The following is a 14099-nucleotide window of genomic DNA, read 5'->3' as shown; positions in this document are numbered from 1 at the left end:
GACTCGTGTATATTTCTGCGTCCTCTCACCAACTAGACGCTCTCTGGTGGTTACCACTTGTCTCAATCTTTGTCTTCGATAATTCTTTTTTAGAATACTTTTTTTTTATTAACTTGTCAATAGCTCTATTCATCAAGATCTAAAACAATCGTAAAAGGTCCATCATTTTCAAGTAAAACTTGCATATCTGCCCCAAATTCACCTGTTTCAACATGGAATCCCTTTTGTTCCATTTCTTGATTAAACTCTTCCCATAATTCTTTAGATTTAGGTGGGCGCATTGCATCAAAGAAGCTGGGGCGATTACCCTTTTTCGTATCAGCTAATAAAGTAAACTGACTAACACTTAAAATTTGACCTCCCACATCTGCTAAAGATAAATTTGTTTTTCCATTTTCATCTTCAAAAATTCGCATTTTAGCAACTTTAGCCGCAGCCTTTTTTACTAATTCACTATTATCACCATTGCGTAAACCTACCAAGGCTAATAGTCCTCGATCAATTTTTCCTACAATATTATTATCAATAGCTACTTGGGCATGGTTAACTCTCTGTAACACAACTCTCATTAATTTGTTGACCTCTTTGCTTCATAAACATTTGGAATATCACGCAATCGACTCAAAATATCTTCTAAGTGATTGGCATCTCTAACTGAAACTGTAGCATAAATGTGAGCCATACTATTGTTATCAACTTTACCAGAAATATTAACAATATTTTTAGTTTTAGAATTTAAAGCAGTAATGACATCACTTAATAACTTAGAACGATTATAACCAAAGACTTCAATATCTGCATTATAATTTTCATCATTTTTGTGTCTTGCAACATTTTCCCAAGCCACATCAATTAAACGCCCCTGTTTTCTCGCCTCTTCAGTAATATTAGGGCAATCATAGCGGTGAATTGTAACTCCACGTCCTTTGGTAACATAACCAACAATTGGATCACCAGGAACTGGGTTACAACACTTAGCCAAATGGAGCATTAAATCAGATACTCCTTGAACCATAACGCCATTATTATGCTTCACCCGCATTACATCAGCTGGTGCTTTTGAATCATCATTATCGGTAATACTTTGCTGACCAGCATTCATAATTTCCGCTTCTTTTTGACGCTGCTTTTCGTTTTCCTGTTCACGGCGTACATCTTCAGTTAAGCGATTAACTACTGTAGCTGGTGAAATTTCACCAAAGCCTACTGCTGCAAAAAGTTCATTCTCATTATGATAATTAAAGTGGGTAATAACTTTTTGTAATTGGTCCTTAGTTAAAAAGTCTTTTGGTACAAAACCTTTATTTTGAAGTTCTTCTTCTACTAAATTTTTACCTTTTTCAGTATTAACTTCTTTATCTTCTGCCTTAAAGAAACGTTTAATTTTATTGCGAGCTCGAGAAGTTTTGACAATATTTACCCAATCACGAGAAGGCTTGGCATTAGATTGCGTTAGCATTTCAACTACATCACCATTTTTTAAATGGTAATCTAATGGCACAATCTTGTTATTTACCCGAGCTCCAACTGAATGAGAACCAACTTCTGAGTGAATCATATAAGCAAAATCAAGCGGACTAGAATCTTTAGGTAATTCATAAACATCCCCTTGCGGTGTAAAAACATAAACCCGATCAGAAAAAATATCCGTCTTTACACTTTTCATGAATTCATGAGAATCTTTAGTCTCATCTTGTAATTCAAGAATTTCTTGAACCATATTTAATTTCTTAGTAGCTTCAGTCTGGGCTACACCATCTGTACTACCCTTTTTGTAGGCCCAGTGAGCAGCAACCCCGTATTCAGCTACTTCGTGCATTTGTTCAGTTCTAATTTGAATTTCAAGTGGCTTACCACCTGGCCCAATAATTGTGGTATGCAATGATTGATAACCATTGGCTTTAGGCACAGCAATATAATCCTTGAACCGGCCAGGGATTGGTTTCCACTCCGTATGTACAGCACCTAATACCGCATAACAATCAGGAACTGATTTTACAATTACACGTACAGCCAATAAATCATAAATTTCACTGAAATCTTTATGTTTATTAACCATCTTTTTATAAATTGAATAAATATGTTTTGGACGACCATAAATATCATATTTAACGTGCAAGCCATCGAGTGTTTTTTTCAGAGTATCAATTGCATCTGCAATGTATCCTTCACGTTCACTACGCTTAGATTGCATTAAGTTAACAATCCGGTAATACTGTTGAGGATTTAAGTAATGCAGACTCATATCCTCTAATTCCCACTTAATTGTTCCGATACCTAGACGATCTGCCAAAGGTGCATAAATATCTAGTGTTTCATCAGCAATTCTTCTTTGTTTATCAGGACGCAGGTGATCTAGTGTATGCATATTGTGCAAACGATCTGCCAATTTAACCATAATTACTCGTAAGTCTTTTGCCATTGCAATCAGCATCTTACGATGATTATCAGCTAAATATTCTTCATGCGTTTTTGACTTATAAGGGATTTTTGAAAGCTTCGTTACTCCATCAACAATGAAGGCAACATCTTCACCAAATTTTTCTTTAATATCATCATTTGTGACCGGAGTATCTTCAACCGTATCATGCAAGTAACCCGCAGCTACTGTGTCAGGATCTAATTTCAAGGTAGCAAGTGTACCAGCTACTTGAGTAGGATGAATAATATATGGTTGTCCTGATACACGAAACTGTCCTTCATGGGCATCTTTAGCAAATTTATAGGCTGATTCAACAAATTCAATATCTGAATCATTCATATATTCTTGACAAGCCGCTAAAACTTCGTCATGGGTCATTTCACGATATTTGGACATATAAACATCACCTATTTCTTTTCACGATAAAATTCATCACGCCAAAGGCCAAATAATTCAAAACAAAAATAAACAACGCAAAGCAACAAATTATAGCGGGCAAAATGAATTAAAACAGCAATGGCAAAAACAGCTGGGAAAAGCAAAATCCACCATTTACTTGCTTTACGTAAAGTAATCAGATGGCCTATTTCATATGCAATAAAAGAATTAAAGATAAAAAATACTAAACCAATTCGCCAAACTTTAGATAAGTGTACTAAAGGGCAAATAATCCAAATAATTACTGCAAGTAAGGTTAACCAAATTACAGGCATAAAACTTTTTTCATTTAATTTATTAATCCCTTTTTTATTTTGTTTATTTTCCATTGTTAATATTCTCTTTCTTTTTTATAAATTTTAGCACTTATTTGTCTTTTCGACTGATTAAGAGACCAATCCAACGTTTTTCCTGCATTTTCATTTCAATTTCAAAGCCATTTTTCTCTAAAGCAGCTTCAATTTTTGGTAATTGCTTATAATCAATTCCAGAAAAAATTACTTTTCCATCTTTATTTAAATGCTTATCTAGATCAGGAATTAAATCTAATAAAATTTCTGCCAAAATATTAGCAATGATTAAGTCAAACGATTCTTCTGTATCTTTTAATAAATTGGCTTTTTTAACCGTAATATTATTAATATCATTTAATTTAATATTTTCTTGCGCTGCCGTAACTGCTTCATCAGAAATATCTGTAGCTAAAACTTTTTTAGCTCCCATCAAAGAAGCAGCAATTGCTAAAATACCTGATCCTGTTCCCACATCCATTACTGTCATTGGCTTAGTCATGGCTCGCTCCATTGCTAGTAATACCAATTGCGTAGTAGTGTGACCACCAGTTCCAAAAGCTAAACCCGGATCTAGTCTAATTAACTTTTGATCAGGAAAAGCTGGTTGATAGTCTTCCCACTCTGGAACAATAGCTAAATTTCTTGAAAAATCAATTACATGATAGTATTTTTGCCAAGCTGTATTCCAATCTTCATCTGCAATATATCGTGTATCTATTTCAACTTGACCAGGTTCTAAACCATAACCCTTCATCTCTTCTATTTTTGCATTAACTTTATTTAATAATTCCTCTTTGTCCGCTTCAGCATCAAAAAAGGCTGTTAATTCCAGATCTTCAGGTAAATTTTCAATATCATCAAGTTCCACTAAGCTTGAATCATTTTTTTGCCCTTCAGCTATAAAATCGCTTTTTTTTCTACTTTCAAGCCCTACTGCCCCTAAATCATTTTGTAAAAAGTATGAAAGTCCATCTTCTAGTTCATGACCTGCTTTAATTCGAATAGCTAATAACTTCATTAAAATAACTCCTTTGACACAATTACTTCTCCCAGTTATGATGTTGATGGTGAGAATTATGTCTAAAAAAAATAAAAAACAAAAATTAAAAAAAACATTAGTTGAAAAAATGTTAGACCAAAAGAAAATTCCTTATGAACAATGTACCTTTAAAACTGTAAAAAAGGGAGATGTTCAACAAGTTGATACTTCTATTCTAGCGGATGATAAGCATTTGGTCTATAAAACCTTAGTTTGTGAGGGAAATAAGATTTCTCCCGTTGTTGGCGTTATTCCAGTAGATGAACATTTAAGCATGAAAAAATTGGCTAAAGCCTCTAGCAATAAAAAATGCGAATTACTTCCACTGAAAAAACTTGTCCCTACTACTGGTTATGTTCATGGAGCTAACACTCCAATTGGCATTTATGAGCAACACCACTTTCCTATCTATTTAGATGAAAGTATGAAAAATAACGATAAAATTATTGTCTCAAGTGGAGAAGTTGGTAGAAGTATCAAAATCAATCCCCTCGACCTCCAAAAAATAACAGATGCGGAATTTGTTGATTTAGTTGAATAAGAGCAGTTATATTCTCTTTCAATCCTTTTATAATTAACTTACACTAGCCATAGGGAAAGAATTTTATAAAAAGATTGGAAGTAATATTATGAATAATCTACTTTTAGCTACTTTACCAAAAACTGGTGCACTTGCATCTTGGATATGGGGCATTATTGGTTTTATTATTGGAGCAATTGCATTAGTAATTTTAGTTGGTATATTTACCCAGTCAGATAATAAAAAAGATAAAAACTAAGATAAATAAAAAAGGAAGTTTGGAATAAAACCAAACTTCCTTTTTGTATTAGCCAGCATGACGCCAATCTTTATCAGCAATAATTCTAGCTGTAATTAATCCTAATGGTAATGCTAAAACAATCATAATTGCTTTTACACCCCAAAGTGCCCCTTCATTAATTGAAGTAAGACCTAAATTAAACATGGCACGATACATGTAGAGTCCTGGCACCATAATGACAATAGAAGGCACAGTTAAGGCAATCCGAGGATAACCGACCTTTTTTCTAATTACTGACGCAAGCAGGCCTGCAAGTAATGCCCCTACAAAAGCTGCTACGGCTGGAGGAACAAGGGTCCAATCAGTCAAGCTTAATCTTAAAGTATTAGCAAAAGCTCCAATAATTCCTGCTACCGCAGCCATTCTAGGTTGTGAGTTAAACATAATTGAGAATCCGAATACTCCACAAAAACTTGCTAACAAACGTAAAAGTGTCATTAGCCATGGGCTTAAGCCTAATGGTAAGAAATCCTGTGGATGCAAGTTTAATCCTAAAGCCACACCCCAACCTACTGCAGTTGCTACCACAATAATCATAATTGCATAAGTTAATCGTTCTAAACCAGACCGCATATCTAATTTAGACATGTCTAAGCCGGCAGTAATAAATGGAAAACCTGGAATGACAAAAAGCATTGCTCCAATATATCCATCCAGCCGTCTTAAACTTATGGGATAAATTGCTCTAATTATCAAGAAAGCTGCAACATAAACGCAACAAGCAACTGTTACTGCAATAGCAATATTAGCTAAAATAGTAATTTTATGATCAGCCATTTTACGTCTAACAAATTGACCACACATTGCTCCTAAAAAGGCACAGATCACTTCAAAAATCCCACCACCAAGTAGAAAAATAAATCCGCCACAGGCTAAACCAGATGCTAGAGCTACTTGGACAGGACTATATTGTGCTTTCATTGAAGATATTTTATCCAAGCGGTTATGAATCTTGCTGATAGTCCAGTTTCCACCATCAGCTTTAAACTCACTGACAAACTGCTCCATCTTTGCCAATTTAGTCGTATTAACACCGGTAGTTGGTAAACTCAATGACTGAGAAAAACTTTTTCCATCGTGATCAATACAAGTATAAGATAAAGAAACTAGGCCAATGTCGGCGCTACAAGTAATTCCCAGAGCACGTGCCATCGTATTCATCGAGCTCCTTACACGCCAAGCACCAGTACCATAGGATAGAAGCATTAGGCCAATATGACCAACGATAACTGATTTTTGCTCAAGCGTGACATCTTTAGCTAAACTATCATTTTCATTATTAAAAAATTCTTTCCATCTAATTCGCATATGATGGTGATGAGATAAAGTAGGAACTGGAGTTAGAACATCACTACTATTTTCATCTTGTTTATTCATTTTATGACTTCCCTTTAATTAACATACAATACTCAGAATACCATAAAATGAATCCTATAAAACAAACTTCTTTAAAGCTTTTGCGACCCCATTTGCATCATTAGTTGCTGTAATATAGTCCGCCTGCTCCTTAATTGATGAAATTGCATTCCCCATAGCTATCTTCTTAAAATTTGGATTAGCAAACATTGACCGATCATTATCTTGATCTCCAAAAATCATAACTTCATTTTCCGCAATTCCTAATCGATTAGCTAAATTAACTAACGCATCCCCTTTTGAAGCTCCTTTAGTGTTTAATTCAATACAATTTTCTGCTGAACGAACTATATCATATTTTTCAAAAGCCCATGCAGGTAGATTACGCCAAAGTTTTTCAATTTCATTGCTTTTTAGGTCACAAGTAAATCCAACTTTATTAAAGGTAAAATCTTGGGGAATTTCGTTTTTATTCCTTACTTTCATGACATTATTTGTAAATGAAGCATTAATCTGCATTTGTACTGATAGGTCACGATCACAGGTATAAAAGCACTCAGTTGTTTCAAAATGTAAATTAACTTTTGCCAAGCGCTGTAATTTAAGCATCTTGAGAAAATCTTGATAAGTTAATTTTTTACTCATTAGTACTTGTCCAGCAAGTGTTTGCACTACAGCACCATTAAAAACGACTGCATGCTCATCCTTACCATCAATCCCTAATTCTTGTTCATAGGGCATTACACCGGATAAAGGACGTCCAGAGGCTAAAACAACTTTTACGCCTTTATTTCTGATTGCTTGAATTACACGCTTATTTTCAAGTGAGATTGTATTATTGCTACTTAATAAAGTACCATCGAGATCAATTGCAACTAACTTGGTTGACATTTAAATTCTCCTTTAATAATATTTGCCTTCCTTTAATCTAAATTATACTAAAAAGCTCTGAACTAATAAAAACGTTCAGAGCTTTTAGCTTTATTGGTATACTGCTTACTTGATTTCTTTAGCCATTGTCATTCCAGCTTCACGTCCAAAAATAACAGTTTCAGCGATTGAGTTTCCACCAATACGGTTATTTCCATGAAGACCTCCGCTCACTTCACCTGCAGCATAGAGGCCTTTTATCTTATTACCATTTTCATCTAAAGCACTAGTATCTGGCAAAATATGAATACCACCCATGGTATAGTGAATGGCTGGATGAATATGAATTGCATAAAATGGTGCGGTATTTAAGGGATGCTCCATTCCCGTTGTTCGATTAAACTGTGAATCTTTATGTTGGACAACTTCTTCATTCCAAGTTTCAAGAGTACTTGCCAAATTTTTTTCATCAACACCAATAACTTTAGCTAATTCTTCAACTGTTGGAGCTTTTTCTACTAAACCAACTTTTTCATAAAAGTCAATTGCTGGAAAACGATCCTTTACTCCTTGATCTAAGATTAAATATGCGCCATCTTCATTTAGAGCAGTAATCGCATTTGATACTACCTTGCGCGTATTCAATTCATTGACAAAACGCTTACCAGCTTTATTAACTAAAATTGCACCTTCACCACGTACACCTTCACCAATTAAGTAGGTGCGTGCCCCATCAGTTTGAGCAGTTGGATGCACTTGAACAAAATCCATTTGGATTAGTTGAGCATCCACACTGCGAGCTAATTTCAAGCCGTCGCCAGTAGCACCTGGTTGATTAGTTGTTTTATAGTTTTCAAGATCAGGACGATACTTTTTAATTAGTTCTTTGGAAGCCCCAAAACCGCCAGTTGCTAATAAGACAGCCTTGGCCTTAATCGCTTTCGTTCCCTTTTCAGTTTCAATTTCAACACCAGTAACTTCTTTTTTATCATTTTGAAGCAAACTAGTTACCAAAGTATTAGCAAAAACAGGAATATCTTTAGCTTGAATTTGCTTAAGCAAACCTGTTACTAAGTACCCACCAACTGGGGCTTTTGAAGCGGGACGATGAGCACGTTTTTTCGACATGCCGCCAGTTATCGTTAAATCTGAAAGATCAATTCCATGTTCTTCTAACCAAGAAATTGCTAAAGCTGAGTGGTCAACAAAATAATGTAACATTTGACGATTATTTAATAAGCCGCCCCCCTTTAACGTTTCTCGATAAAAATCATCTTTATTATCAATAATCTGATGTTTTAATTGAACAAAACTTTCTGCCGCATTCATACCAGAGGATGCACGAGTAGTATTACCACCCAACCGTTCATTTTTTTCAAGAACTGCGACTTTCATACCCAATTCTTGTGCTTGAATTGCAGCAGTTAATCCTGTTCCTCCAGAACCGACAATGATAATGTCATAATCATCTTTTAATTCACTAGGATCACTTGTTTTAAATTCAAATTTTTCCATATTCTCACTTCTAAATTAATCATCAATTGGTTTTTGGTGTAAAGCGTTAGTCATTTCCAAAGGCTTCATCCATTCATTGTACTCAGCCTCCGTCACTTTCCCACTCTTAATTGCGGCTTCTTTCAAGGTTGTATTGTTAGCTGCAGCATCTTGCGCGATTTTGGCAGCAGCGTGATAACCAATATGAGGAGAAAGTGCAGTAACAGTCATTAATGAATTATCGACATCAGCTTGCATTCTTTCTTTATTAACAGTCATGCCATGAATCATTAAATCAGCAAACTTAGTCAAAGTTCCAGCTAAAATATCAGCTGATTCAAGAAATGCTTCAATCATAACTGGCTTGAAGACATTCATTTCAAAGTTTCCTTGTGAAGCAGCCATAGTAATTGTCGTGTCATTACCAAATACTCTAGTTGCAGCCATAGTTACTGCTTCAGCTTGAGTAGGGTTAACTTTTCCAGGCATGATTGATGAACCCGGTTCATTAGCTGGTAAATTAAGTTCACCTAATCCAGCTCTAGGACCCGAACCTAAGAAGCGAATATCTTGAGCAATCTTAAATGCATCTGCAGCCAAAGTTTTAATTGCGCCATGAACTACGTCAAGTCCTGAATGGTTAGCCAATCCAAAGAATTTATTAGTATCTACTCTAAAGTCATGGTCGTATTCTTTAGATAAGATTTCGGCAATTTTTTCTGCCATACCATCTGCAGCGTTAAGTCCAGTACCTACGGCAGTTCCACCAATAGGTAATTCATATAATGTTGGTTTTAATTCCTTAAGATAAGATAAATCATGATTTAGGGCAGAAATATAGCCAGATATTTCTTGACCAAAAGTTAATGGTACTGCATCTTGCAAATGTGTCCGTCCTACTTTTACTGTAGTCCAATATTGGTCTTGCTTAACAATTAATTCATCAATTAAGTGTTTAACTGCTTGTTCCAAATTATCTACAGCTTCAACCGCTACTAAATTCATTGCTGTAGGGAAAGTATCATTGGAAGATTGTCCCATATTTACATCATCATTAGGCAAAACATTTAATCCCGGATGATTCTTATTGGCCAAATTTGCTACTACTTCATTAACATTCATATTAGTTTGTGTACCAGAACCTGTCTGATAAACATGTAATGGAAAGTAAGTATGTAACTTTTCATTGGGCATCGCTAATAATTGACTAATTGCTTCAATAATTGCATTACCCTTTTCGGTACTTTCTTTTTCAGCAGCCATATTTGCTTTAGCGGCTGCAGCCTTAATATTTAACAAGGCACGAATAATACCAACTGGAATACGTGGCCCAGTAGGGAAATTATTTTGACTTCTTTGAGTTTGTGGTCCCCATAAAGCATCAGCTGGAATTTTAACAGGACCTAAGGTATCACTTTCAGTACGAAATTCTTTTTCAGTCATGATAATTACCTCCATTTTTATTGCTAACCTAATTATAATTCATTAGATATAAAGATTAAATTTTTTAAGAAAAAAACTTATATGAAAATTTCATATAAGCTTACTAATTATATTTAACTATGCTTTCCTTTTATAAAACCAAACAATTACGGCTACAATGACAAATCCAATTGAACCATATAAAGCACCTCTTAATTGATCACGTTGTTTTCGAACCTCTTTCTTAGATTTATTCTTCTTTTGCTTTTTGGTTAAAGAGGTCTGCTTTTTATTTTGATGTTTAACAGCAGTTTTTTTACTTTTCTTAGTTACTTTTTCAGCATGAGGTTTAACCGTTGTTGAGCTATTATCTTGACTTAAACTAGTCCTTGTTTGAGGAACAGACTTTGTTTGTTGCGAGTAATTTGGTGAGGTTTGTGAATAAACATCAGGCGTATTTTGATGAAAATTAGAGTGATTAACTGACTTTGCCTTTTGATTTTGAACTGGAGCAGCCACAGTTTGAGATTGCTGCTTATTTTCTTGATCTCCACCAGCTTCAAAATCATTATCAGGAGAATCTTCTGCCTTAGTTAAAGGAGGATAATCAGCATTTTCTGAGGTGATATTTTCTGCCATAACCAAACTTGTATCGTTGGTCATGAAAGTTAAGCCACATACAGCAGTTATCGTAATTATTCTCTTTTGCAGACTAGTTTTCATTTTATTTATTCAACCTTTTCACTTCATTTTAAACTCAAGTATTAGATTAACTCTTTAAACTCAAGTATTAGATTAACTCTTTTATTCATGAAATACAACAAATGTTATTTATTTACAAATTAAAAGAAGGCTCTCTGAGCCTCCCTTTTTGCTTAACGTTCTTGGTGGTTTAGCTTTTTCGCAACATAATCGCCAACTACTTGAACAATCAAAACTAAGATTAAGACCAAAACGGTAGCAACCAAAGTTACGTCGTTATCAAATCTATTATAACCATAGGCAATCGCAGTATTACCCAACCCACCAGCACCTACAGCACCAGCCATTGCAGTTAAGCCAATCAAACTAATTAAAGTAACAGTTGAAACACGTGCTAATTCAGATCTACTTTCTTTGAGATAAACATCAAAAATAATATCAGATACTGAGGCCCCTAAAGCTTGCGCTGCTTCTACTTTACCAGTATCAACACTTTCAAGTGCAACTTGTACTTGACGAGCAAAAAATGGAAATACACCTAAAGTTAATGGCACCAAGGCTGCCTTCATTCCGATTTGGGTACCAACAATTGCTTGAGTTAATGGAGCAACAAAGGCTAATAAGATAATGAATGGCACGGCTCTAAAAAGAGAAACTATTTTATCAACAATATTATATGCCACCTTATTTGCTAAAATTCCTTCGGGCTTGGTCAGAATCAAAAGTAATCCAAAAATCAAGCCTAAAATCCCGCCAAAGATTGCTGACCAAAAGGTCATAAAAAGTGTTTGAAAAATTGAGGTACCCCAACCTGCATCTCCACCCCAGCCAAGGGCTACTACATTAGGAAAATATTTATCAAAGAAATTAATCATTAGTTATCACTCCTTTATCAAGCTTGGTCACAACTATTCCCTTATCTTCTAAATACTGAATTGCTTCTTTTTGTTTTTCTTGATTTAAATTAAGTAAAACCGCCAAAGTACCAACGGCTTCGCCACCCAAAACTTCAACATTTCCATATAAAATACTAGTTTTAGTAGCTAAAGCTTCATCTAAATCAGCCACAATTGTTTTTGTAACATCATTAATCTTATAAACTAGTTGGTATAAAACTTCATTATCATTAACTTGCTCAAAATTGTAAGTATTTAAAATATGTTGAACTTCAAGTGCTCCACCTACAAATTGCTTAGTTAATGTTTGTTTTGGACGTAAGTAAATATCCTTTAAGTTACCTTTTTCAACTATTTTTCCATTTTCCATAATTGCAATTTTATTTGCTACCCGCTTAACCGCATCCATTTCATGGGTAATCAGAACTACAGTTAATTTCAACTCTTTATTTAACTTATAAAGTAAATCTAGAATTTGATTCGTTGTTTTTGGATCAAGGGCACTTGTTGCTTCATCTGAAATTAAAATATCGGGCTCATTGGCTAAGGCTCTTGCAATAGCTACACGTTGTTGTTGACCACCAGAGAGTTGAGCTGGATAAGAATTTGCATGTTCTTTTAACCCTACTAGATCTAATAAATGTAAAGCTCTTTTTTCTAATTCATCATCTTTCAAATTTGCATGCTTAAGAGCAAAGGCAACATTTTCAATTACAGTAGCTTCATTTAACAGGTTGAAATGCTGGAAAATCATTCCTATTTTCTTACGTTCATCTTGAAGCTTGCGATTAGAAACAGCTTGTTGATGGTTACCAAATAATTTTGTTCCATTAACTGTGACTGTACCATTACTTGGTTCTTGTAATAAATTAATCGTTCTAACTAAGGTAGATTTACCTGCACCGGAAAAGCCGATAATTCCATAAATATCTCCCTTTTCTACCTGGAGATCAACATTATTAACTGCTTTTTTACCATTAAATTCAACATCTATATTTCGTAAATCAATTTGTATACTCATCCGCAATTCTCCTATTTCAATTCAATACCCCAAGCTGGTAATTGTGTTTTTCCATAAAGTTTTTGGATTAATTTTTTAGTTTTTTCTGTTTGGAAGGATTTAATAACTTCACGATAAATTATATTATTCTTATCATCTTTACGAGCAACAATTACATTAATCCATTTTTCTGAATCTTTATTTAATGGTTCAATATAAATTGTTTCTTTATCACCTAAGTGAGCTGCTTGAACATAAGTATTATTAATAATACTTGCATCAACATCATCAATTACTCGCGCTGTCTGTTCAGCTGATACTTCTTTAATCTTTAAATGCTTAGGATTACTTGTTATAGACGCAATAGTTGCTAACTTAACATTTTTCTTTAATTTTATTAAGCCAGCATTCTTTAATACATAAAGGGCACGTGATTCATTAGTTGCATCATTTGGAACAGCAATTGTTGCACCATCTGGTAAATCCTTAATACTCTTGTACTTCTTTGAATAAATTCTAATTGGAGCAATATACGTTCTACCAATTGGAGTTAAGGTACCATGATTAGCTTCGTTCCAAGCGTCTAAGAATGCATAATGTTGGAAAGAATTTAAATCAATATCACCATTAGCTAGAGCTTTATTAGGTTGAGTATAATCTGAAAAATTCTTTAACTTAATCGTAAGCCCATATTTTTTCTTAGCAGTTTGTTGAACACTCTTCCAAATAATTTCATCTTGCTTAGATAAGCCCACAACTCCGACTGTAACAGTCTTAGACTGAGCTTGTTGTTTACCAAGTGGATTAGGTACAAAACTGAACCAGCCTGCGATTAAAATTAAAACTCCAACTATTGACCAAATAATACGATTTCTGACTCTTTTCTTATGCAATTTACTTTCCTCCTAAAGAATTTATAAAATAAAAAAAGCACTCATCCTAATTAAAGGACGAGTGCTTCGTGTTACCACCTTTATTCATTATTTACTCACATAAATAATCTTGGTAAGTAGCTCCAATACTACATTGATTAGAATTACTTTGCTTTGTTAACGAGCGCAACCCCGTCAAAGGCTAAAAAATTCACCTCTGCCATCACTAACTCAGCCCATGTTCAAAGTAAATTTCTATCTATTTTCACCAACCATAGATTCTCTAAAAGTAAATTGTACTTCTACTCTGCTGAAGAAATGTTTAAATTTAATTGTTAAAAACATAATAAAATTACTTAGTTAATTCGTCAAGACTTTTTTAAAATATTTTTAGAATAATCTCATAATATATAATTTAGAGCAAAAAAAAATCGGATTACTCCGAAATTGTTGAGAAAAACATGTTGTTGAGAA

General features: G+C 34.2%; 14 protein-coding genes and 1 other annotated feature. Of the genes, 2 read left to right on the top strand and 12 right to left on the bottom strand.

Going from position 1 to position 14099, the window contains the following annotated elements:
- Nucleotides 1-125: 125 nt before the first annotated feature.
- From dtd to prmA, 4 genes are read right to left on the bottom strand one after another with little or no spacing between them, the layout of a single operon-like run.
- Nucleotides 126-569 carry a D-aminoacyl-tRNA deacylase gene (gene dtd, locus FP432_RS01805; RefSeq protein ID WP_265489162.1) on the bottom strand — a complete coding sequence of 148 codons (444 nt, stop codon included), beginning with the start codon at nt 567-569 and terminating at the stop codon, nt 126-128.
- Nucleotides 569-2818, bottom strand: coding sequence for a RelA/SpoT family protein (locus tag FP432_RS01800; RefSeq protein ID WP_265489161.1), 2250 nt, complete (start codon nt 2816-2818; stop codon nt 569-571). The genes dtd and FP432_RS01800 overlap by 1 nt, the downstream gene beginning before the upstream one ends.
- Nucleotides 2819-2829: 11 nt before the next feature.
- Complete coding sequence (locus FP432_RS01795; RefSeq protein WP_265489159.1) at nt 2830-3189, bottom strand: hypothetical protein; 360 nt, start codon at nt 3187-3189, stop codon at nt 2830-2832.
- A 37-nt stretch (nt 3190-3226) separates the two neighbouring features.
- A complete protein-coding gene (gene prmA, locus FP432_RS01790) occupies nt 3227-4171 on the bottom strand; it encodes a 50S ribosomal protein L11 methyltransferase (protein ID WP_265489158.1) in 945 nt (314 codons plus the stop codon).
- Nucleotides 4172-4229: 58 nt separating this feature from the next.
- Between prmA and ybaK the strand changes: the two genes are divergently transcribed.
- Together ybaK and FP432_RS01780 are read left to right on the top strand one after the other, a co-directional pair.
- Entirely contained in the window at nt 4230-4733 is a 504-nt protein-coding gene (gene ybaK / locus FP432_RS01785) for a Cys-tRNA(Pro) deacylase (protein ID WP_265489157.1), read from the top strand.
- An 88-nt stretch (nt 4734-4821) separates the two neighbouring features.
- The gene (locus tag FP432_RS01780; protein WP_265489156.1) at nt 4822-4971 is read left to right on the top strand and encodes an LPXTG cell wall anchor domain-containing protein; all 150 of its coding nucleotides are present in this window, start codon (nt 4822-4824) and stop codon (nt 4969-4971) included.
- 48 nt (nt 4972-5019) lie between these two features.
- On the opposite strand, the gene FP432_RS01775 is transcribed toward FP432_RS01780, so the two are convergent.
- The 8 genes from FP432_RS01775 to FP432_RS01740 form a co-directional block, all read right to left on the bottom strand.
- Complete coding sequence (locus tag FP432_RS01775; RefSeq protein ID WP_265489155.1) at nt 5020-6390, bottom strand: threonine/serine ThrE exporter family protein; 1371 nt, start codon at nt 6388-6390, stop codon at nt 5020-5022.
- Nucleotides 6391-6444: 54 nt separating this feature from the next.
- A complete protein-coding gene (locus FP432_RS01770) occupies nt 6445-7260 on the bottom strand; it encodes a Cof-type HAD-IIB family hydrolase (protein ID WP_265489154.1) in 816 nt (271 codons plus the stop codon).
- Nucleotides 7261-7365: 105 nt separating this feature from the next.
- Nucleotides 7366-8754 carry a flavocytochrome c gene (locus FP432_RS01765; protein ID WP_265489153.1) on the bottom strand — a complete coding sequence of 463 codons (1389 nt, stop codon included), beginning with the start codon at nt 8752-8754 and terminating at the stop codon, nt 7366-7368.
- 15 nt (nt 8755-8769) lie between these two features.
- Nucleotides 8770-10176, bottom strand: a complete 1407-nt coding sequence (locus FP432_RS01760; RefSeq protein ID WP_265489152.1) for a class II fumarate hydratase — start codon at nt 10174-10176, stop codon at nt 8770-8772.
- A 117-nt stretch (nt 10177-10293) separates the two neighbouring features.
- Complete coding sequence (locus FP432_RS01755; protein ID WP_265489151.1) at nt 10294-10878, bottom strand: hypothetical protein; 585 nt, start codon at nt 10876-10878, stop codon at nt 10294-10296.
- A 152-nt stretch (nt 10879-11030) separates the two neighbouring features.
- Nucleotides 11031-11732 carry a methionine ABC transporter permease gene (locus FP432_RS01750; protein WP_265489150.1) on the bottom strand — a complete coding sequence of 234 codons (702 nt, stop codon included), beginning with the start codon at nt 11730-11732 and terminating at the stop codon, nt 11031-11033.
- The gene (locus FP432_RS01745; protein WP_265489149.1) at nt 11725-12774 is read right to left on the bottom strand and encodes a methionine ABC transporter ATP-binding protein; all 1050 of its coding nucleotides are present in this window, start codon (nt 12772-12774) and stop codon (nt 11725-11727) included. The genes FP432_RS01750 and FP432_RS01745 overlap by 8 nt, the downstream gene beginning before the upstream one ends.
- Before the next feature lie 11 nt (nt 12775-12785).
- The gene (locus tag FP432_RS01740) at nt 12786-13646 is read right to left on the bottom strand and encodes a MetQ/NlpA family ABC transporter substrate-binding protein (RefSeq protein ID WP_265489148.1); all 861 of its coding nucleotides are present in this window, start codon (nt 13644-13646) and stop codon (nt 12786-12788) included.
- A 50-nt stretch (nt 13647-13696) separates the two neighbouring features.
- Nucleotides 13697-13953: a binding site (T-box leader), on the bottom strand.
- Nucleotides 13954-14099 lie beyond the last annotated feature (146 nt).

The sequence above is a fragment of the Lactobacillus sp. PV034 genome (assembly GCF_014522305.1).
GTDB lineage: Bacteria > Bacillota > Bacilli > Lactobacillales > Lactobacillaceae > Lactobacillus.
The sequence above is the reverse complement of the archived record's forward strand: the minus strand, read 5'-3'. Positions and strand labels throughout refer to the sequence as shown.

Coding starts and splice junctions, on each gene's coding strand:
- dtd (WP_265489162.1), bottom strand. CDS start 569: ATGAGAGTTGTGTTACAGAGAGTTAACCATGCCCAAGTAGCTATTGAT.
- FP432_RS01800 (WP_265489161.1), bottom strand. CDS start 2,818: ATGTCCAAATATCGTGAAATGACCCATGACGAAGTTTTAGCGGCTTGT.
- FP432_RS01795 (WP_265489159.1), bottom strand. CDS start 3,189: ATGGAAAATAAACAAAATAAAAAAGGGATTAATAAATTAAATGAAAAA.
- prmA (WP_265489158.1), bottom strand. CDS start 4,171: ATGAAGTTATTAGCTATTCGAATTAAAGCAGGTCATGAACTAGAAGAT.
- ybaK (WP_265489157.1), top strand. CDS start 4,230: ATGTCTAAAAAAAATAAAAAACAAAAATTAAAAAAAACATTAGTTGAA.
- FP432_RS01780 (WP_265489156.1), top strand. CDS start 4,822: ATGAATAATCTACTTTTAGCTACTTTACCAAAAACTGGTGCACTTGCA.
- FP432_RS01775 (WP_265489155.1), bottom strand. CDS start 6,390: ATGAATAAACAAGATGAAAATAGTAGTGATGTTCTAACTCCAGTTCCT.
- FP432_RS01770 (WP_265489154.1), bottom strand. CDS start 7,260: ATGTCAACCAAGTTAGTTGCAATTGATCTCGATGGTACTTTATTAAGT.
- FP432_RS01765 (WP_265489153.1), bottom strand. CDS start 8,754: ATGGAAAAATTTGAATTTAAAACAAGTGATCCTAGTGAATTAAAAGAT.
- FP432_RS01760 (WP_265489152.1), bottom strand. CDS start 10,176: ATGACTGAAAAAGAATTTCGTACTGAAAGTGATACCTTAGGTCCTGTT.
- FP432_RS01755 (WP_265489151.1), bottom strand. CDS start 10,878: ATGAAAACTAGTCTGCAAAAGAGAATAATTACGATAACTGCTGTATGT.
- FP432_RS01750 (WP_265489150.1), bottom strand. CDS start 11,732: ATGATTAATTTCTTTGATAAATATTTTCCTAATGTAGTAGCCCTTGGC.
- FP432_RS01745 (WP_265489149.1), bottom strand. CDS start 12,774: ATGAGTATACAAATTGATTTACGAAATATAGATGTTGAATTTAATGGT.